The organism is Saccharospirillum impatiens DSM 12546 (assembly GCF_000423605.1).
Classification (GTDB): domain Bacteria; phylum Pseudomonadota; class Gammaproteobacteria; order Pseudomonadales; family Natronospirillaceae; genus Saccharospirillum; species Saccharospirillum impatiens.
The window spans coordinates 1-19,263 of sequence record NZ_AUIH01000008.1 but is presented as its reverse complement, the minus strand read 5'-3'; the positions used below and the strand labels follow the sequence as shown (position 1 = coordinate 19,263).

The 19,263-nt window shown below is 54.7% G+C and carries 15 protein-coding genes; 6 read left to right on the top strand and 9 right to left on the bottom strand.

Annotation, left to right across the window (positions count from 1 at the left end; all coding sequences use genetic code 11):
- Positions 1–48: 48 nt before the first annotated feature.
- Positions 49–963, bottom strand: a complete 915-nt coding sequence (locus G565_RS23375; RefSeq protein ID WP_051207547.1) for an SMP-30/gluconolactonase/LRE family protein — start codon at positions 961–963, stop codon at positions 49–51.
- 133 nt (positions 964–1,096) lie between these two features.
- Entirely contained in the window at positions 1,097–2,488 is a 1,392-nt protein-coding gene (locus G565_RS23370) for an enoyl-CoA hydratase/isomerase family protein (RefSeq protein ID WP_037338195.1), read from the bottom strand.
- 235 nt (positions 2,489–2,723) lie between these two features.
- Here G565_RS23370 and G565_RS0107455 point away from each other — a divergent pair, with 235 nt between their 5' ends.
- Positions 2,724–3,881 (top strand): TAXI family TRAP transporter solute-binding subunit, encoded by a 1,158-nt coding sequence (locus tag G565_RS0107455; protein ID WP_028670367.1) that lies wholly within the window; start codon positions 2,724–2,726, stop codon positions 3,879–3,881.
- 60 nt (positions 3,882–3,941) lie between these two features.
- Complete coding sequence (locus tag G565_RS23365) at positions 3,942–5,963, top strand: TRAP transporter permease (protein WP_084649274.1); 2,022 nt, start codon at positions 3,942–3,944, stop codon at positions 5,961–5,963.
- A gap of 67 nt (positions 5,964–6,030) precedes the next feature.
- On the opposite strand, the gene G565_RS0107445 is transcribed toward G565_RS23365, so the two are convergent.
- From G565_RS0107445 to G565_RS0107435, 3 genes are all read right to left on the bottom strand, one after another.
- Positions 6,031–6,816, bottom strand: a complete 786-nt coding sequence (locus G565_RS0107445) for an IclR family transcriptional regulator (RefSeq protein WP_028670366.1) — start codon at positions 6,814–6,816, stop codon at positions 6,031–6,033.
- 213 nt (positions 6,817–7,029) lie between these two features.
- A complete protein-coding gene (locus tag G565_RS0107440) occupies positions 7,030–8,235 on the bottom strand; it encodes a 3-oxoadipyl-CoA thiolase (protein ID WP_028670365.1) in 1,206 nt (401 codons plus the stop codon).
- 24 nt (positions 8,236–8,259) lie between these two features.
- Positions 8,260–9,801, bottom strand: a complete 1,542-nt coding sequence (locus tag G565_RS0107435) for a 3-hydroxyacyl-CoA dehydrogenase (protein WP_028670364.1) — start codon at positions 9,799–9,801, stop codon at positions 8,260–8,262.
- 184 nt (positions 9,802–9,985) lie between these two features.
- Here G565_RS0107435 and G565_RS0107430 point away from each other — a divergent pair, with 184 nt between their 5' ends.
- Genes G565_RS0107430 through G565_RS0107420 form a run of 3 tightly spaced genes read left to right on the top strand, consistent with a single transcriptional unit; the run spans position 9,986 to position 13,152 of the window.
- On the top strand, positions 9,986–11,137 hold the full coding sequence (locus G565_RS0107430; protein WP_028670363.1) for an acyl-CoA dehydrogenase family protein: 1,152 nt from the start codon (positions 9,986–9,988) through the stop codon (positions 11,135–11,137).
- The gene (locus G565_RS0107425) at positions 11,137–12,741 is read left to right on the top strand and encodes a class I adenylate-forming enzyme family protein (protein WP_028670362.1); all 1,605 of its coding nucleotides are present in this window, start codon (positions 11,137–11,139) and stop codon (positions 12,739–12,741) included. Before G565_RS0107430 ends, G565_RS0107425 begins: the two co-directional genes overlap by 1 nt.
- Entirely contained in the window at positions 12,742–13,152 is a 411-nt protein-coding gene (locus G565_RS0107420) for a PaaI family thioesterase (RefSeq protein WP_028670361.1), read from the top strand.
- 46 nt (positions 13,153–13,198) lie between these two features.
- Here G565_RS0107420 and G565_RS0107415 read toward each other — a convergent pair whose 3' ends face one another.
- The 4 genes from G565_RS0107415 to G565_RS0107400 form a co-directional block, all read right to left on the bottom strand.
- Positions 13,199–13,585, bottom strand: coding sequence for a DUF302 domain-containing protein (locus G565_RS0107415; protein WP_028670360.1), 387 nt, complete (start codon positions 13,583–13,585; stop codon positions 13,199–13,201).
- A 180-nt stretch (positions 13,586–13,765) separates the two neighbouring features.
- On the bottom strand, positions 13,766–14,677 hold the full coding sequence (locus G565_RS0107410; protein WP_028670359.1) for a histone deacetylase family protein: 912 nt from the start codon (positions 14,675–14,677) through the stop codon (positions 13,766–13,768).
- A gap of 52 nt (positions 14,678–14,729) precedes the next feature.
- Positions 14,730–15,092 carry a DUF427 domain-containing protein gene (locus tag G565_RS23360; protein ID WP_037338192.1) on the bottom strand — a complete coding sequence of 121 codons (363 nt, stop codon included), beginning with the start codon at positions 15,090–15,092 and terminating at the stop codon, positions 14,730–14,732.
- 452 nt (positions 15,093–15,544) lie between these two features.
- Complete coding sequence (locus tag G565_RS0107400) at positions 15,545–16,522, bottom strand: sugar ABC transporter substrate-binding protein (protein WP_084649273.1); 978 nt, start codon at positions 16,520–16,522, stop codon at positions 15,545–15,547.
- Between the two features lie 424 nt (positions 16,523–16,946).
- Between G565_RS0107400 and G565_RS0107395 the strand changes: the two genes are divergently transcribed.
- Positions 16,947–18,899 carry a methyl-accepting chemotaxis protein gene (locus G565_RS0107395; RefSeq protein WP_028670357.1) on the top strand — a complete coding sequence of 651 codons (1,953 nt, stop codon included), beginning with the start codon at positions 16,947–16,949 and terminating at the stop codon, positions 18,897–18,899.
- The last annotated feature ends 364 nt before the right edge of the window (positions 18,900–19,263 follow it).

The window sequence follows — 19,263 nt, the reverse complement described above, 5'->3', positions numbered from 1 at the left end:
AGCCGGGCCTCGTCCATGGTCTGGCGAATCAACCTCACGGGTTGGTTGTTAGCGGGCTGCATCGGCTGAAACTGGGCAGCGGCTTACGAGTGGTGCGGATTCTGCCACACCGCGGTAGGGGGTTGAATACACCAGTACACTGCCAGCCAAAGGCTCGACGTCGAGCTGGTGGTCGGTCATGTTCTCTGTCGCTGATGTGATGAATAACAGGTTCATGCCGGGTCCGCCGAGTGCAACACAAGTGGGTTGCGATACCGGTAATTCATGCAGGGTTGTCAGGATGCCCTTCGGGCTGAATCGCGCAACGGCGCTTCCCCCGAAAAGTGCACACAATAAGTGATCCTCCGCATCGATGGTGGCTCCATCCGGGTACCCTCGTGGTACCTTTGCAAATTCGGCAGCGTGACTGGGGGTACCGCTGACGGGATCAAACTGATACTGGTTGATGCGCCCGGTGGGTGTATCTGCGTGATACATACGCTGACCATCCAGGCTCCAGCACAGGGTGTTGGGAATCGTGAGATTTTTCAAAACCGGGTGGCAACCTTGCTCGTCACTCCGGTAGAGGGTGCCCGTTGGCTTTCGGTCGCCCAGACTCTGCATGGTGCCAGACCAGAAACGACCCTGTCGGTCTACCCGACCGTCGTTGAAGCGATTGCCCGGTAAATGCAACTCCGGACGCGCGAGCCAATTCAGGCCGTTGCGGTCAGGCTGGTAACGAGCGATGCCAGAGGCAAAACTGACCAGCAACGTCACAGGGTTAGCCGAAACAATTCCAAAGGCTGTTAACGGCTCGGGTGTTGTCCATTGATGCAGCGTTTGGCTTGACCAGTCGAATCGATAAAGAATACTGCCGATGATATCAGTCCACCACAAGCTGTTGCTTTCGGCATGCCATTGCACGCCTTCACCCAAGGTATTGGCAACGTCGATTGTTTGAACCAGTTCAAGTGTGGACGTCATTTCAAGGTTACTCCGGATAGGAATCGGTTTTGGCCCGGGCAAGTGTGATTTTCGAATCGCTCCTAGTGACCCTGTCACTGTGTGGGCGGTTTCCAACCCTTTAGAATGCCACTTAAACACCCATGAGCATTGTCTAATTACTTTTTGCGGTGACCTGCAAGTATGGACCACCGAGGTGTTTCGGGTAACCCAGCGTTTCGGTGGCGATAACATCTATGTCCGAACCGCGATAGCACAGGCCGGCTTCCCAAATACTCAAGGCTGCTTGCTCAAGTGTATTTCGGTCGACTGTTGCTCCTTTTTGTTTGTCCCTCAAGGCGCTATAGATACTGCGACCTTTGCTTGGAACAATCGAGAGGCCGGATGATTTGAGCAGCTTGATCAGTGCTTGTTGAACATCCGGCTGTTCACCATGGTCAATGAGTTCAGCCCATTTGGTCTGGGGGATAAGCAGTAATGAAAAGTCAGTGTCAGCCTCAGCTGGCACTGAAACCGGATCAATGAGTGCGACCCTGACCGGTGTGTCAGGACGGGTTGTGTTTTCTGGTTGAAACCATACCTTCAAGCCCGGCGACCCGGACTCAGACCTCTCGACCAGTGGCTGATCAGTCAGGGCCGACACCGCTGGGTGGTCTCCGGTAACAACCACACGGGTTATGTCAGCCGGAGCGTCTGCACCAGGCACCTTGCCGATGGCTTTGCTGGCAAAGAAATGATGAATCAATCCGGCCCGTTGCGGTGACTCCATGCATTGAAAAAAGAGGCCGCGTTCGCGAGCCAGGCCTTCTGCCAGGGGCAATGTACAGCTGGCTTCCAGTGCATCCAGGATGCGAAACGGGGAATACAGCTCCGGGCAGCTTTCGAGCAATTGCTGGCGAGTATTGTCGATGACATTCCCCTCGTCGCGGGCGTTGGGCAAGTCGCCCGTTTTGCGCAGCACAATTCGGTCTTCTTTCCATTGTCTGGCAACGGTTAATGCGGCTTCCTGCGCGGTATTCGCATCGCTGATGGCATCAATCAGCCCTGAGGTCAGGGCGGTTTGGGCATCGACGAGCTCACCCCAGGTGATCCAGTCGGTAGCCGATGCCAGGCCGGTCAGCCTGGGCATCCGTTGAGTTCCTCCGGCCCCGGGCAGCAAGCCCAGCTTTACTTCCGGCAGTCCAAGGCGGGTGTCATTAAGGGCCACCCGGTAGTGACAGCCCAGCGCAACTTCGAGCCCCCCGCCAAGTGCTACCCCATGCAGTATTCCGATAACGGCTTTATCGCTGCGTTCCAGCCGCGCTATGACGTCGGGCAGGATAGGCGATTGCGGCGGTTTGCCGAATTCTTTGATGTCGGCCCCGGCGATAAACACCTTGCCTCGCCCCAACAGGGCAATCACGTTTATTGCCGGGTCTGCTTCGGCCTTGTCCAGTGCGTCCAGTAATCCGGCACGGACTGATTGCGACAAGGCGTTGACCGGTGGGTTGTCAATCTCGATCAGGGCCGTGTCGCCCTGGAAGCTTAAGTATACGGTCTGGCTCATCTTCACCCTCTGAGTTCGTGCACTGAACGGTGTCTTTGGAACAGGGTCTTAAGGGTGGTGAGCCCGGCGTCATTAGTCAATAGAAACAAAATAGCAAACTGCACTGCGAAACAGTATGGGCCCGCGAACGTTCCAGGCCATTGACAGGAGGAATGAGCGGGGGCTAGGATAACACTGCATGCGAAAGATAATTCCGCACAGCAAAACAAAAACAAAAAACACTCAGGAGTGAACTATGAGACGTTTTGCGCTACGCCTTGCTGTTGCCGGCTTGCCACTGTTATTTGGTGCGTCTGCCAGCCTGGCATCCGAGGTTGAATTACCCTCTACCATGGCCTGGACGGCCTATGGCACAAATTCCAGTGGTTATGCCCAGGTGGTCGCCATTGGCAACATGCTGCAATCCCAATACGGCACGGCGGTTCGTATTCTGCCTGGCGACAACGACGTATCCCGTATGACCCCATTGAAAACTGGCCGCGTTGACCTGTGTGCCTGCGGTATTGCCAGTTATTACGGGGCCGAAGGCGTGCTGATGTTCGCTGACCGCGACTGGGGGCCACAACCGATTCGTCTGATCACAACGTCCAAGGCGTCGTTTGGTTTGTCCATTGCTGTCGCGGGCGATCTGGGTGTTGAGACGCCTGCGGATCTCAGAGGCAAGCGGGTCGCCTACATTCGCGGCGACGATGCCCTGAACAAAGGTACCGAGGCGTATCTTGCGTTTGGCGGTCTGACCTGGGATGACGTAGAGCGGGTCGACTTCCCCGGCTACGCACGTTCGTTCGATGGGATTATTGCGGGCAACGTCGACGCTTCTTTTACAACATCGGTGACACCACCTGCCCAGCAACTGGCCAGCAGCCCCCGTGGCATCAGCTGGCCGGTGCTGGACCCGAACGATGCGGAAGGCTGGGAACGCATGAGATCGGTCGCACCTTACTTTCAGCCTCACCAGGTGACCGCCGGTGCCGGTGGCGTGAGCGCAGACAACCCGGTCCCAAGTGCCAGTTATCCGTATCCGATCGTGATTGGTAATGAGACGCTGGATGACGACGTCGCCTACAGCCTGATCAAGGCCATGCAGGAAAAGTTTGACTCCTACAAGGATTCAGCGCCGGGTGCCAACGGCTATGCTCTGGAAAACCAGAACCTGAAGTGGGTGATTCCATTCCATGAAGGGGTTGTGCGTTATTATCAGGAGACCGGTGTCTGGAATGACGACTTGCAAGCTCATCAGGATTACCTGGTGCGCCGCCAAAACCTCATCGTGGAAGCCTGGGACGAGTTCATTGACGATGCGCCAAGCGACAACGATGCCTTTACCCAAGCCTGGATGAATGCACGTGCAGGCGCGTTGAATTCAGCCGGTATGGATCTGATATTCGAATAATGGCCTGTTCAGTCAGCCAGCGGTTAGCTGGCTGATCTGTTTTTTTGATGAGTAGATGTTATGACTACCAAGGCTCAGGGTAACCCTGTCGGTCCCGACGAGACAGACCAGAAAGCGCCAGATACAGAAAAAACGATTAGTATTCGCACGTTACCCAAACTTATAGCATGGTTGCCAGCAGCAATAACCAGCCTGTTGTTATTAATGACACTGGATTATCTGTTCAATTTTGGCTGGTTTCTGTTTGTCTCCAGCCTTGAAACTCAGTTTTATTATTCGGTGGTTACCTTGCTGTTGCCACTGGTGTTTCTGCTTTGGCCTGCGACACCATCGTTGGCTGCAAAACCCATTCCCTGGTACGACTATGGGTTAAGCCTGCTGACCCTCATTACCGGTGCGTATTTCGTCATACACGCCGAACCGATTCTTGAGCGTGGCTGGGCATTTGCTGCTCCGGATCTCGCCATTTATTTCAGCTACCTCTTCTGGGTGTTGATTATCGAAGCGGCGCGCCGTACAGGCGGCTGGCCAATCGCGATCATTGCCGCGACGTTTTCCCTGTATCCGCTGGTGGCGGACATCATGCCCGGCCCCATTCAGGCATTTTCAAGTTCGCTTTCTGAAACCGCTATGTATCACACCATGAGCACGGAAAGTGTGATGGGGATTCCGCTGCAGGCGTTTGCCAGTCTGGTGGTGGGCTTCCTGGTGTTTGGCGTAGTTTTGCAGAAAACCGGGGGCGGTGAGTTTTTTATCAACCTGGCGTTTTCGGTGCTGGGCCATGTGCGCGGCGGCCCCGCCAAGGTGTCCATTTTTTCAAGTGGCTTAATGGGCTCGATGAGTGGCAGCGTGATCAGCAACGTGCTGACCACCGGTACTTTGTCGATTCCCGCGATGCGCCGAATTGGCATGAAGCGGTCGTTCGCTGCCGGTGTCGAAGCCTGCGCCTCCACTGGCGGTGTGTTGATGCCGCCGGTGATGGGGGCAACGGCCTTTGTCATGGCGATGTTTCTGAACGTGCCCTATTCGGCGGTGGTGCTGGCGGCGATCATTCCATCCGTCTTGTATTTTCTCGGCCTTTTTATTCAGATTGACGCTTACTCGGCTCGCAACGAGCTGGAAGGGTTGCCGAAGGAAGACCTACCGACCTTATCGACGACGCTGAAAGAAGGCTGGTATTTCATTTTCGTCTTCGCTTTGTTGATCTGGATGTTGCTGGTGATGCAGCGGGAAGCGGTTGCGCCTTTTTACGCAACAGCTTTGCTGCTGGTGTTGAATCAATTTTCAAAGAAGCATCGCTGGGGCTGGAGGCAGGCCTATATGGCCTTGACTGACGGCGCCAAATTGTTTGCCGAGTTAACCGCCATTTTGGTCGGTGTTGGGTTATTGGTCGGTGCACTGTCAATTACCGGCTTGTCTGGCACCATTGCCAACGACCTGATTTTTCTGGCCGGTGGCAGTGTATTGTTACTGCTGTTGATGGGTGCGCTGACCAGTTTTGTGCTGGGGATTGGCATGACAGTAACGGCGGCCTACATCTTTCTGGCGGTCGCACTGGCACCAGCGTTGACGAGGGGTGCCGGCCTTGACCCAATGGCTGTTCACCTGTTCATTCTTTACTGGGGCATGCTCAGCTTTATTACTCCGCCGGTGGCACTCGGTGCCTTCGCAGCGGCAACGGTTGCTGGCGCCCGGCCGATTGAAACCGGCTTCCAGGCGATGAAGCTGGGCAGTGTGATTTATTTCATTCCGTTTCTGTTTGTCCTGAACCCGGCGCTGATCATGCAAGGCGGCATGCTGGAGATTGCCATCGTGTTTGTACAGGCCGTGGTCGGTATAGTGTTTTTTGCGTCGGCGATGCAGGGCTACATGATTGGCGTTGGTCGGTTGGGGTATGGCGTTGGACAGGAAGTTGTTATTCGCGGCCTGATTCTGATCGCCGGTCTGGCTCTGGCCTTGCCAGGCGGTGGCGATTTGATTCCGGTTACTCACTGGCAACTGTTGATAATCGCTGCTGTCTGCTTGTTCCCGGCCATCGCTCTGGCCCGGTGGGGGCAGGGCCGGCACGCTGTCGCAGCATAGTGGCAGCAGAGTCGCCCGGGTGATTCGATGCAATGACCGCACAGCCGCTTGCTGCGCGGTCATTGTTTTATCCGTGTTTCAGTTCATTCTGAATGGTGCTGGCCAGGCGTTTTAGTCGCGGGCCGAGCTTTTCAATCAGGATGTCATGGGTCAGCCTGAGTGACGCACCACCGCAGTTAATTGCCATGACTTCAGAGCCGCCCTCAAGAATCAAAGGCACAGCAACGGCGCTGATTTCGTGTTCCCAATCCCCTTCGGAAAACACAAAACCGTAACGCTGATAATCATCCAGGCTCTTGTTAATCACAGCCTGTGCTGCATCCCATTGCTTCGGGTCTGCTGTTTTTAACTGCTTCAGAAAGGCAGCTCGGCGTTGCTCGCTGACGCCACACAACCAGGCGCGGCCAATCGCCGTTGAGACAACCGGCAAACGTGAACCCGCTTCTAGTCGCATGACCAGTGGACCCGTACCCTGACACACCTCTACATAGGTGATGGCGCTTCGGTCCACATCACCCAGCGCAATGGCGCAATCGGTCGAGTTGGCCAGTTCCTGCATATAAGGCCGCGCCAGTTGGCGAATGCCATGGCTGGCGAAGAACCGGTAACCGAGTGCCAACACACCGGGTCCGAGCTGGTACTTTTCCAGGTGGCTGTTGTATTTGAGGTAACCCAGTTGCGTGAGGGTATAGGTCAGACGGGACACACTGGGTTTTGGAATCCCTGTGCGCTTGGACAATTCACCATTGCCCAGATAGGTTTCACCCGCTTCAAAGGCGCGCAACAATTCAAGTCCGCGTGCCAGGGCGGTGACAAAATTACGATCTTTTTCTTCGGGTTGATCGTCCTGCATGTGAAGGCATCACTCTGTAGATATTGACTCAGGATCCGAGGCTTGCTGATTTGACGAGCGGCGGGTGCCGGTAGTGCCTCTGTGGGGTAGTCCGCAGCAGGGATGCTGCGGCCTAGGCTCCATGGACGGATCTACGCCGACCCCACAGAGGCACTACCGGCATTCGGCGCGGCCCATTACCACTCATGGTAACTCAGCCAGTGTTGGGTGACATCAGCGACAGCGCTCAATGATCACAGCAATTCCCTGACCCACCCCAATGCATAGGGTGACCAGGGCGTATCGGGTTTGCTGTACTTCAAGGTGTCTCAGTGCCGTCAACGCCAGTCGGGCCCCGGAGGCACCGAGCGGATGTCCAATGGCAATGGCACCGCCATGGGCATTCAGGCGTGAATCATCAAAGGCCAGCCCGAGGTGCTGGGCGCAGCCCATGACCTGAACCGCAAACGCCTCGTTGATTTCAATCACGTCCATATCGTTCAGCGTCAGACCGGCCAGTGCCAGCGCCTTTTTTGCAGCTGGCACCGGGCCCAGTCCCATCACTCTGGGCTCAACGCCGGCTACCGCACAGCTTACAATACGGCCACGGGGTTTGATGCCAGCCTCAGAGCCTGCCTGTTTGCTGCCGAGAATCAAAGCGGCAGCGCCGTCGTTGATGCCGGAGGCATTACCTGCGGTGACCACACCGTCGGTGAATAAAGGGGGCAGTTTCGCCAGCTTGTCGGCGGTGCTTTCAGCGCGCGGGTGTTCATCCTGTGAGACCTTGAGGGCCGGTTTTTTTCGACCCTGACTGACTTCCACTTCAAGCAGTTCCCCGTCGTAGAAACCCTGGGCCAATGCCTGTTGATAGAGAGCCTGGGAACGCGCTGCAAAAGCATCAGCCTGGTCCCGGGGCAAGCCCAGGTCGGAAGCGATGTTATCGGCGGTCTCCGGCATGCTGTCGAGGCCGAACTGCTCCTGTATGCGGGGGTTGGCAAAGCGCGCACCAATAACGGTGTCATACATCGTCTGGTTGCGGGCATAGGGGCTTTCCGCTTTGGCCAGAACATAAGGCGCGCGGCTCATGCTTTCTACGCCCCCGGCGATGTACAGGCCGCCCTCTTCGCAGCGAATGGCGCGGGAGACATCGATTACGGCCGACAGGCCACTGCCACACAGACGGTTGACGGTTTGCCCGGCTACCGAGACCGGCAAGCCAGACAACAGCCCGGCATGGCGGGCGACATTGCGGGAATCTTCGCCCGCCTGGTTGGTGCAGCCGGCCACCACGTCTTCAAAGTGTCCGGGGTTAAAGGGGTTGCGTTGCACCAGGGTGCCAATGGCCAGGCCGAGCAGGTCGTCTGGGCGCATGCTGGCCAATTGTCCGCCAAACCGGCCAAAGGGGGTGCGAATTCCATCGTAGATGTAAGCGTCTTGCATGATGTACCTCGGTCAGTAGGGCGATTAGCGTTCTTCGGCCGTCAGTGGCAGGCCAAGTTGGGCGCGACGGCGCAGCCAGGGGCTTGGGCGATAGCGTGGGTCACCGGTAGCGTTCAGTAGGGTGTTCAGTATCTCTAGTATGCGGGCCGAGCCGAAATGGTCGCCAAGCGCCAGCGGGCCTTTGGGGTAGCCCAGGCCCAGTTCGACCGCCCGATTGATGGTGTCCGGCTGTGCAATGCCCTGTTGCGCCATATCGCAGCCGATGTTGACGATGCAGGCGATGATGCGTTGCAACACGAACCCCTGGCTGTCTTTCAGGCGGGTAACGGCGCTGCCGTCTTCACTGAACAGCGTCAGGGCGGCTTGGGTGTAAGTGGGCTCTGTAGCCGGGCTGGTCATCACGCTGCGGCGTTTGTCGAGACCCGCGAGCATATCGATACCCAGAGTCCGGGCCGGTGGCAGGCCTTGTCGCAGTGCGCAGTCGGTGACGTCTTCACCCCAGGGTGTGACCAGGCACAGTGCCTGGGCGTCCTGTGAAGTCTCTGCCAGCGGCCAGCCAGCGGCCTCGACCAGGGACGTTAGCAAAGCATGACTGGGTTCATCCTCAGGGCTGATCCAGACCGGGCAGGGCGCCGAGCGTTCGATGGGCGTTTCGTCCGGCATGATTTGTTGCCCGTCTTCATAAGGGTAAAAACCGGCGTTTGTTTTTCGGCCCAGTAACCCGGCACTGACCCGGGGGCGAATCAGTTGCGCTGGCCGGTAGCGGGGTTCCTGGTAATACTGGTGGTAGATGGATTCCATTACCGCACTGGAGACGTCGAGCCCGGTCAGGTCCATCAGGGTGAAGGGGCCCATTCTGAACCCGCCCTGGTCGGTCATGATGCGGTCGATGTCTGCACAGCTGGCGCTGCCTTCCGATAGAATCCGCAAGGCTTCGGTACCGAAGGCCCGGCCAGCGTGGTTCACCAGAAACCCCGGTGTGTCGGTGGTTTGTGCGGTGAAGTGGCCAAGCTTCTGGCCCAGAGCCGTCATGCGCCCGGTCACCTCGGGTGCGGTTTTGATGCCCGGAATCACTTCCACGATTTTCATCAGCGGCACCGGGTTGAAGAAATGAAAGCCGATCACCTGCTCCGGCCGGTTGCAGCCAGAGGCAATGTCGGTCACCGACAGCGAGGAAGTGTTGGTTGCCAGAATGGTGTCCTTGCCGACCAGCCCTTCCAGCTCTGAAAACAGGCTTTGCTTGGCCTCTGTTTTTTCAACAATGGCCTCGATGATGACGTCGCAATTGGCCAGGTCAGCGAGGTCTGCCCCGGGTATGAGATGAGACAGCAAGCGGTCGTGATCTGCCTCCGTCAGCTTGTTTTTACTCACTTTTTTCTGCCAGAGGCTGGAGACGAAGTCGATGGCGGCCGCAGTTGCCCGGGCATTCTGATCGTACAAGATCACCTCAAGCCCGGCTTCGGCCGCAATTTGCGCGATGCCCCGGCCCATGGCGCCTGTGCCGACAATGCCCAGGCGTTTGAACGTCAGCGACGGTGGCGTCGCAGTAGGGTGTTGACTCGACATAGCGGGAGTTCCTGTGATGTGTGCGTTTTATTGTTATGGCAGAACCGGTGGTTGGGTTCCGCTCTGAAAAACTCGATTCTAATGATTGACTGACATCCTAGGCTATGTAAAAGTTCGACGCAATATATGCGGAAGAAGATACCGCATAGCGGAATAACAAAAAGACACGCGGAGAACATCGATCATGATCAGAGACCAGGAAACACTGGACCAAATACTGAGCACGCTGCGCAAATTTGTGCGCGAACGCCTGATTCCCAATGAAACCGTACTGGCTGAGACAGATCAGGTGCCCGCTGACATCGTTCAGGAAATGAAAGACATTGGCCTGTTTGGGTTGGCCATTCCGGAAGCCTACGGCGGTCTGGGTCTAACCATGGAAGAGGAAGTTCGGGTGGCGATGGAAATTGGGCAGACATCACCCGCCTTTCGCTCCATTTTTGGCACCAACAACGGCATTGGTGCCCAGGGTATTCTGATTGACGGCACCGATGAGCAAAAAGCCTACTACGTGCCTCGTATGGCAACCGGCGACATCATCAGCGCGTTTTGTCTGACCGAACCCGATTCCGGTTCAGATGCGGCCAGTTTGAGAACCACGGCCGTGCGCGATGGCGATCACTATGTCCTGAACGGCACAAAACGCTACATCACCAATGGCCCTGAAGCCGACTTGTTCACCGTCATGGCGCGGACCGATCCGTCGAATAAAGGCGCGGGCGGCATCACGGCTTTTGTGGTTGAGGGCAATTCTCCGGGCCTGTCCCGCGGGGCTATCGACAAAAAAATGGGGCAGAAAGGCTCCCATACCTGCGACATTATTTTTGAGGATTGCAGGGTGCCTGCGGCCAATATCATTGGGCTTAAAGAAGGCCAGGGTTTTAAAACGGCCATGAAAGTACTGGACCGTGGCCGACTGCACATTGCCGCAGTGTGTGTCGGCGTGGCGAATCGCCTAATCGATGAATCGGTACGCTATGCGATGGAGCGAAAGCAGTTCGGTGTGCCGCTGTCCGATCAGCAACTGGTTCAGGCCATGCTGGCCGACAGTAAAACCGAAACCTATGCCGCTGAATGCATGGTGCTCGACGGTGCGCGTCGCAAAGATGCGGGCGAGAATGTCTCGACCCTGGCTTCCTGCAGTAAACTGTTTTGCTCGGAAATGGTCGGGCGGGTCGCTGACCGGGCGGTTCAGGTTCACGGCGGTGCCGGTTATATGGCGGAATACGCAGTTGAGCGCTTTTACCGGGATGTACGGTTGTTCCGCATCTACGAAGGCACCAGCCAGATACAGCAACTGGTGATTGCGCGCAACATGGTGCGGGATGCCAGCTGATGGACTGGTCTACTTCCCGGCTTGCTCCGGATGAGCTGATTTTTGGCCGCTGGGCCAGTGATCTGATCGCCGAGCTGCCCGATCGACTCAGTTCTCGTATTCACGATAACGCGCGACGCATTCCTGAACAACTCGCATTGGTTGAAGGCACTGTGCGCTGGAACTATCGGCAACTGTCAGCCGAGATAACCTCGGCCAAAGCCTGGCTGACAGAACAGAGTATTCGCCCGGGTGACCGCATCATGGCGGTCAGCGAGAATTGCCGGGCACTGGTGGTGCTGTTGCTGGCCGCCACCGAACTGGATGCCAGTGTTGCCATCGTTAACCCTCGCTTATCCGCCAATGAAGTGGATGCCATTGCGCTCGATTGTTTGCCCAGACGCATCTATTACACGGCAGCGGTGTCGTTAGAAGCTGAGCAGCATGGCATCCGGCATCAGGCGCAGGGCCTTACCCATGCCAGTCTGGGTGAACTGATGATCAGTTCAGTTCAGAATGTGGAGCCGGACCCCGTGTATCGGGAAGGTCATCGTCAATTGGCGGCTTTGATATACACTTCTGGCACAACCGGTCAGCCCAAAGGGGTGATGTTGAGTCACCGAGGAATTCTCTACATTGCCTCTATTTCCGGGGGCATGCGTCATCTGACCGAAGGGCAGCGCGTCTACGGTGTTTTACCCATGTCGCACGTGTTTGGTTTGTCGTCGGTGTGTATGGGCTCGCTCTATAACGGAGCTTGCTATTACGCTGTGCCAAAGTTTTCGCCCGGTGCCGTCTTCGAGGCACTCGAACAGGAATCCATTACTGTATTACAGGGGGTTCCGGCCATGTACGCCAAAATGCTGGAGCATTTGCGTACACGTCAGACACCGCTGAAAAAAGAGTCGCTGGTCTATATGTCGGCGGGTGGTTCGCCGCTCGATCTGGAAACCAAGCAGCGGGTGGAATCGGTATTCAACCTGACGTTGCACAACGGCTATGGGCTGACCGAAGCCAGCCCCACCATCAGTCAGACCCGGATCGACCAGCAACCGCTGGACAATACCGTCGGTGCGGTACTGCCGATGCTGGAGTATCGAATACAACCATTGGACAAGAATGCCACGCACAATGAGCCGGCAGGTGAGGGTGTACCCGGGGAGCTGTGGGTGCGGGGTCCCAACGTCATGTTAGGCTATTATCGTCAGCCAGAAGTAACGGCGGCTTGCCTGACCGATGATGGCTGGTTGAATACCGGGGATATTGCGCGGGTTGATGATCAGGGCCAGTTGTACATAGTCAGCCGCAGCAAGGAACTGATCATTCGCTCGGGGTTCAATATTTACCCGCCCGATGTGGAGGCTGTGCTCAACCGTCACCCCGATGTGATCATGTCGGCCGTTGTAGGACGACAGGTTTCCGGTAATGAGGAAGTGGTGGCTTACGTTCAATGTGATCCGGGCTCGGTCGTTACCGGGCAGACGTTACATGAGTTTATTGCTGATCAGCTGGCGCCTTATAAACGTCCCAGCCAGATCCACATCATGGACCAGTTACCGGCAACAGCCACCGGTAAAATACTCAAAGGCCGGCTGCGCGATCTGGCCAATAATGAAGGGCATTGAATGACGGACGAGCAACCTTACTCAGGATATCAGGCACTCATTGGCTGGGAGGTGAAAGAGCGTCAGCCCGGTGAGGTTAAGATCGAGCTGGCTTTGACGCATCACCACCTGAATCGCAGTGACTATGTTCACGGCGGGGTGTTGGCATCGCTACTGGATACCGCCATGAGCTTTGCCGGCCTTTACAGCCCGGCCCCCCAGTGGGTGCGCAAAGCCGTGACCCTGTCGATGACCACCACCTTCGTCAGCCCGGTGCAGCAAGGAACTCTGACGGTAATTGGCCGGGTACGCGGCGGTGGGCGCAAGACATTCATGTCGACCGGTGAGGTGTTTGATGAGCAGGGTAAGCTCATAGCCTTCGGCGAAGGCAGTTTCCGGTTGCGAACGGGCAGTGAACTCGACCCGGCCTGAACTCAAGCGGCCAGGTTGATTCAATGCCACCTTTCGGGCGCTGGAATCAGACCGCCTCAACCGCTTTAGCCAGCAGATCACGAACCTCAGCAGCTACGGTTTTTAGTGCATCGTTGTCGATTGCGGACATGGATGCCACAGGGTCGATCGCACTCACTTCAACGCCGCCCTCAACTTGACGCAGAATCACATTGCAAGGCAGCATGGCACCTGCTCGGGGCTCCATCCCGATCGCTTCATAAGCCATGGTGGGGTTGCAGGCTCCGAGAATGCGGTAGGGGCTCATGTCTTTGTCGAGTTTCTTCTTCATGGTGGCTTTTACATCGATCTCAGTCAGCACACCAAAACCATTATCTGCCAGGGCCTGGCGAGTTCTGGCGTCTACCTGCTCAAAGTCAGCGTCCGTGATCAGCCTGTTTAGCGTGTAACTCATGATGTTCTCCCTAGTGGTTGCTTGTTTCGGGTTGACTGAGGCTAAATAGTAGCAAATTCTAATATATATGCCAAATTCAGCGGGTGGTATCCGTTGGGTTCGCACGGCTGGGCGAATGGATCAGTGTAGGTCAGCAGGTCTGATTCAACACATCAACAGCAAAAAGCACCAGCAACCCGGTCATCTCATCACAGCAACGGCTGCCTCTGCGATAATGGCATGCCGTGCCGCCAACGCCTGGCGATCATCGTCGTACCCACCGCCAATAACCGTTGCTACTGGAATACCCCGACGCACCAGGGTGCCAAGTACCTGCGTGTCGCGTTGGCGGATACCGCCTTCCGTGATGTTGAGTCGCCCTAGCGGGTCGCCTGAAAACACATCGACGCCGGCATCGTAAAGCACAATATCCGGAGAGAACGTGTCCAGCAGCCGGTTGAGTGTTCTGTCGACAACGCTCAGATAATCGTCATCGTTCATGCCAACTGGCAGACCAACATCCAGATCGCTTGTTGCCTTGGTGAACGGAAAATTGTTTTCGCAGTGAATGGAGCAGGTGAAGGCATTAGGCTCATTTTTTAGCAACGATGCTGTGCCGTCACCCTGGTGAACATCGCAATCAAAAATCAGCACCCGCTTTACACCCGTCTGGCGCAACAAGACATGGGCGGTAATGGCCAGGTCATTCAAAATGCAGAAACCGGAGGCGTGATCGTAATGGGCGTGGTGAGTGCCGCCAGCGAGATGACAGGCCAGCCCATGATGAAGCGCCAACTGAGCTGCGAGCACCGTGCCGGAAGGGGCCAGCAGGGTGCGCTTGACCAAACCATCGCTCCAGGGCAGGTTCATCTGACGGCGTTCATCGCGCGACAGGGTATTGTTGATAAAACGGTCGAGGTACTCCGGGCAGTGGGTTTGCTTGAGCCAGTGGTCGCGGCAGCGACCCGGCCGGTAGGTATTGGCAGCGGTCAACAGGCCTCGGGTGCGCAAATAGTCTGCAAGCAGGCCGAACTTGGCCATGGGGAACCGGTGCTCGGGCGGGAACGGGAAGCTGTAGTCAGGGTGGTGCACCATGGGCGGCAAGCCAGACATTGTGTCATCCTTCGGGTAACTACTTCGCAACATCGTATTGGCTCAGATCAATTTACTGAGTTGTCTCGATGGTCTCGTCAAAGTGGGCCGGATCAAATACCATGCGCCCGGCAATGGCGGTCATGGCATCCGTAGGATGTTCGTAAACCCAGACTGAATCCTTTATAACCCGGTCGCCATAGACATAGTTGTAATAGGTTGCATGGCCCTTGAACGGGCAGTAAGTTTGGGTATCCGACCTTCGCAGCGTGCCCTCGACGATGGCATCGCTTGGCAGGTATTGCCGGTCGGGATAGCCTGTTTCGCTTAATTGCACAGCCTGGTCGGTTTCAGCAATGACCTCATCGCCCAGTCGAACGGTTACACGGGCTGAATGCGGTTGCAGTGTGATGCGGCTTTCCGGGTTGTGAATCATTGCAGGCTCCCTTGTTGAATGGTTGATAGGAACAGTCTACTCCAAACCAGCCCGTGATGTGCTGTTCCGGTGCGACGCAGGCCAGGGTCGATATTGCCGGATGTCTGGGTCCGCTTCCGGCCAACAGCGCAACCAACTGGGCGGGCACGTAGCGTTTTCATCTTTTGGGTGCGAAGAAAAGGATTCCGACGGTAGCAAGTTGTGGAAAAAGGCTTGCTGCCTTTTCCAAAACACGAGAACGAAGCATTGAGATTGTGCTTCTCTTACAATATTAATGACTTAACAGTCATCGATCATACCGGAAAGTCCATATTCCGGTAGCAGGCCGCCGAAATTCTACAAATTTCAACAGCCTGCTAATAGCAAGATTATCGAATCAGCGTAAAGGATGAGTCCGTGGGCAGTGAGCCATGTGCAGAACTCGATGACTGTTTGCGTCATTCAGTCGGTTATCAGAATACTGGTTTTTCGAAGTTTCCCATGTTTTCCTGGGTAATCTTTGGAGTATCGAAGTAATTGTACTTTGGAACGGTTTCACCATTTGCCGCAGCGAGTGCGGTGCGCAGTGCGTTGCGTGCATCTTCTGCAGGTGATTGGTACACCGATCCGTGGTATTCGCCACGTTCCATCGCTTCATATCCGACGGCAAAGTTAGTGGCACCAAAAAATTTTATGTCTTGAGATCGGCCTGCTGCTTTGGCGGCATTCAGTGCGCCAAGACCCATGTTGTCGTCACCGGAATAAACGGCATCAATGCTAGTGTACTTGTTAAGAAAGCTGTTCATAACCTGTTGCGCCCTTTCCCGGTTCCAGTCGCCTGCCTGGCTTTCGATAAGTTCTACATCGGGGCACACTTCGGCCAAGCGTTCTTCAAAACCAACCTGTCTTTCGATGGACGTGGTGTAGCCGGGCTGACCGGTAATCTGAACAACCTGACCCACCCCGCCCAGTTGATCACACATCATTTCAGCAGAATATTCTCCTTGCAGAATATTGTTAGGCCCGGAAAAGGATTCGATGTACTCCTGACCTTCGTCTGCAATATTGGAGTTGGTAACAACAACCGGAATGCCAGCCTCTTGTGCCTGGCGAACAACGGGCACTACGGCCTGGCCGTTTGTTGGCCAGATAATTATGGCGTCGACTTGTTGTTGAATCAGGTACTGCATTTGGGCGATTTGGCGAGCAACATCACCACCGGCATCCATAACAACAGTGTCGAGGTCGTTGCGTTGCGAAGCGGCTTCAATGAACGCACTTTCGTACGTGGTCTGGTAACTGTCAACGCCTACATTGTTTTGAGTGATCCCGATACGAATCAGGCTTTCAGCATGCACGTTAACCGAGCCCGTCACTATGCTAAAAACACCCGCAATGAGTGGTATGACTGAGAATATTCTACGCGTCGGGATGGGGTCTATTGAGAACATACTTTGCTCCACTTTATTTATTGTTGCTGACTCTGGAACGCCACTATTCTGAGACTTTAAGGTAATCCCTTTGGCCAGTTCGTGTGTTTGAATAATGCATTACCTAATGGTGCAAGCGTGTCTAAAGATTATGTGATTCATCAAAGGACATCCACAATGAATATATCCAAAGTGAATAAACACTCATATTTGGGTTAAGCTGATATAGCACAATCAGGCATGAGCGCGGTTTACAGCGCTACAATAATAAAAATCAATTTGGTAACTAACCACGATGAGCAGATCTGGTGCTGAGACTAATAATGGCCCTACCGTAAGGTCGGTTAAAGAAAGACTCAAGCGACTGATCAGGGTTTTTCGCTTAACCCTGGCCAGTCGTCTGACCCTTGGTTTCGGGTCTGTAGGGTTGGGAGTGGTCGGTATAATGCTGGTTAGTCTCTTTAGTCTTGAGCAATCCAGTAATGGTTTGAATAGCTTGGTATCAGAAGCGTTGCCCGTGAAAGAGGCTCTTGCCAATGCGAGACTGACGTTGAAGGATATCAGTACTGGAGCAGCAGAGCATTACAATGCCCGCGAGTCACAGACGATGATGTCAATTCGATCGCGGGTTGAAAGCAACATTGAAGCGTTTAATCAGATGGCAGTCCGACTGGAAACAGAGTATCCGCTGTTGACCGTCGACCCAGATCTGGCAGAGCGACTGACGGCGGCGGTTACCCTGGCTGGTCAGCAGTTTGAGGCTGTGGTTCGGAATATGAACACGCACGAGCGCTCTATCGATGCCGAAGCCCGAATTGGCGAGGTGCGAGATGAAGTCAGCGTACTGAAAGAAGAGGCGGGTCCTGTGTTCAATCGAACGTTGAACGAAATGACCAGCGCTGATGCGAAGGCATTGGCATTTCGACTGCAACGCTTATTTGATAACGCCAGCTTGCTCGCCATCAATGCTTCTCTGGCTGACAGTCTGGAGCTGGTTGAATCGATACAGACGCAATTGCGAGACACTCTGGACAGTGTCGCCCGGCTGACATTCGACATTTTTGACCAGGTAGATGCTGACCCGGCCTTCGCCGAGTATCACGAAGGTATCAAGCCACTGCTCGCACAACTGGGGAGTCTGGCAACATCAAATGATGGACTGATTGCTCAGCAAAAAAACCTTTATGTCGAGATCCGAAGTACGTTACCTGTGAAGATAGAACAGGTTCAGATAACACTGGCGCAGGCAGGAAGCCAACTTCAGGAGGTATCCACAAAGGTGGATTCGGCTGTTGTTGGTATCAGCAACAACGCACTGGAACAGGTATCTGTTGGTCGCAGCATTGTCATCATGGCTACCGGATTGATTCTATTTTTGTGCTTGGTGGTGACCTGGGTTGTCATCAGAAGTGTGCGCCAGCCCATTAATCGCCTCAACCAGTATATGAAGCAAGTAGGAAACGGTGATTTCAGTGTTGGTGTTGGCCAATACGCTCATGATGAAATCGGGGAGATATTCCAGTCGACCGAGCAGTTGGTGCATAACGTTCGCGATATGATTGTTAGGATTGCGGAACTGAATCGCGAGATAAGTACTATTTCAACTGACTCTGCAACTGCAACGAATGCGGTGAGAACACGGTTAAATGACCAGAGTCACGGCTTGAGTCTGGTTGCGACCGCCATTACGCAAATGTCAGCCAGTGTTCGGGAGGTCGCACAGAACACACGGGAGGCATCCGATGAAGTGACGCAAAGCGAAGAGCGGGCACACGATATTGAAGCGGCAGTGGATGAAGCGGTTGGGTCCAGCGGGCAGCTGACTGCCTCGATGCAATCGGCAACCGATGTCATTAAAACACTGCACGGTGAAGTAGCGGGAATTGAGCAGATACTGGATGTGATTCGAAACATTGCAGAACAGACAAATTTGCTGGCACTAAATGCAGCAATAGAAGCAGCACGGGCTGGCGAGCAAGGTAGAGGCTTTGCCGTGGTTGCCGATGAAGTCCGGACTTTGGCAAGCAGAACCCAGACAAGTACTGAAGAAATTAGACAGAAAGTGGATGCCGTCATGGCGGGTTCCAGCGATGCAGTAAACTCAATCTCGACCAGTGTTGACAATGCGAACGAGATAGCTAGTCGGGTACACAGTATTAGCGAAACTTTTCATGAATATCTCACCTACATCGCCAGAGTTAGTCAACTCAATGGACAGGTATCGGTAGCGACAGATCAGCAGCAGGTTGTATCGGAGGACATTACCCGGCGAACTCAAACCATTAGTGATAGTGGGGCTGATGTTGCGGCGGAGTTTGAAACCACTGCCAAACGAGCGGCAGGACTTGAAAAAATCGCCAGCCAACTGGATCAGGCGATCAAACGATTTCAGCTATAACCCCGGAGGCGCTCGATGTTTGTATTACTCCTGAATCCGTGATTTTATTGCATTAACTCATTTCTTCTCTGTAGACACTGTTAGTCATGCCAATAATACGATGTTAGTCTCCATTATTCTTGCCTTTCTGATATCTGCTCAGCATAAATAGCGCGTTAATATTTTCGTATTGCCATTTTATCTACAATTTCTTCTTTTCAAGCGAGTCTATTCTGCAGAACCTAGCCTGAGAAGAAGTTAATCATTCAATACCATTTTATTTAGCTACTCATAAGCTAATTTTTCATACACATGCTTAAAAGCATCCAGTGACCGGCAGCCTTTCCCGAATGATAAGTGAATTGAACGGGCTGTTTTAATGATA

Coding starts and splice junctions, on each gene's coding strand:
- G565_RS0107430 (WP_028670363.1), top strand. CDS start 9,986: ATGATCAGAGACCAGGAAACACTGGACCAAATACTGAGCACGCTGCGC.
- G565_RS0107435 (WP_028670364.1), bottom strand. CDS start 9,801: ATGTCGAGTCAACACCCTACTGCGACGCCACCGTCGCTGACGTTCAAA.
- G565_RS0107455 (WP_028670367.1), top strand. CDS start 2,724: ATGAGACGTTTTGCGCTACGCCTTGCTGTTGCCGGCTTGCCACTGTTA.
- G565_RS0107420 (WP_028670361.1), top strand. CDS start 12,742: ATGACGGACGAGCAACCTTACTCAGGATATCAGGCACTCATTGGCTGG.
- G565_RS23375 (WP_051207547.1), bottom strand. CDS start 963: ATGACGTCCACACTTGAACTGGTTCAAACAATCGACGTTGCCAATACC.
- G565_RS23365 (WP_084649274.1), top strand. CDS start 3,942: ATGACTACCAAGGCTCAGGGTAACCCTGTCGGTCCCGACGAGACAGAC.
- G565_RS0107425 (WP_028670362.1), top strand. CDS start 11,137: ATGGACTGGTCTACTTCCCGGCTTGCTCCGGATGAGCTGATTTTTGGC.
- G565_RS0107400 (WP_084649273.1), bottom strand. CDS start 16,522: ATGTTCTCAATAGACCCCATCCCGACGCGTAGAATATTCTCAGTCATA.
- G565_RS0107415 (WP_028670360.1), bottom strand. CDS start 13,585: ATGAGTTACACGCTAAACAGGCTGATCACGGACGCTGACTTTGAGCAG.
- G565_RS0107440 (WP_028670365.1), bottom strand. CDS start 8,235: ATGCAAGACGCTTACATCTACGATGGAATTCGCACCCCCTTTGGCCGG.
- G565_RS0107410 (WP_028670359.1), bottom strand. CDS start 14,677: ATGTCTGGCTTGCCGCCCATGGTGCACCACCCTGACTACAGCTTCCCG.
- G565_RS0107445 (WP_028670366.1), bottom strand. CDS start 6,816: ATGCAGGACGATCAACCCGAAGAAAAAGATCGTAATTTTGTCACCGCC.
- G565_RS23360 (WP_037338192.1), bottom strand. CDS start 15,092: ATGATTCACAACCCGGAAAGCCGCATCACACTGCAACCGCATTCAGCC.
- G565_RS0107395 (WP_028670357.1), top strand. CDS start 16,947: ATGCTGGTTAGTCTCTTTAGTCTTGAGCAATCCAGTAATGGTTTGAAT.
- G565_RS23370 (WP_037338195.1), bottom strand. CDS start 2,488: ATGAGCCAGACCGTATACTTAAGCTTCCAGGGCGACACGGCCCTGATC.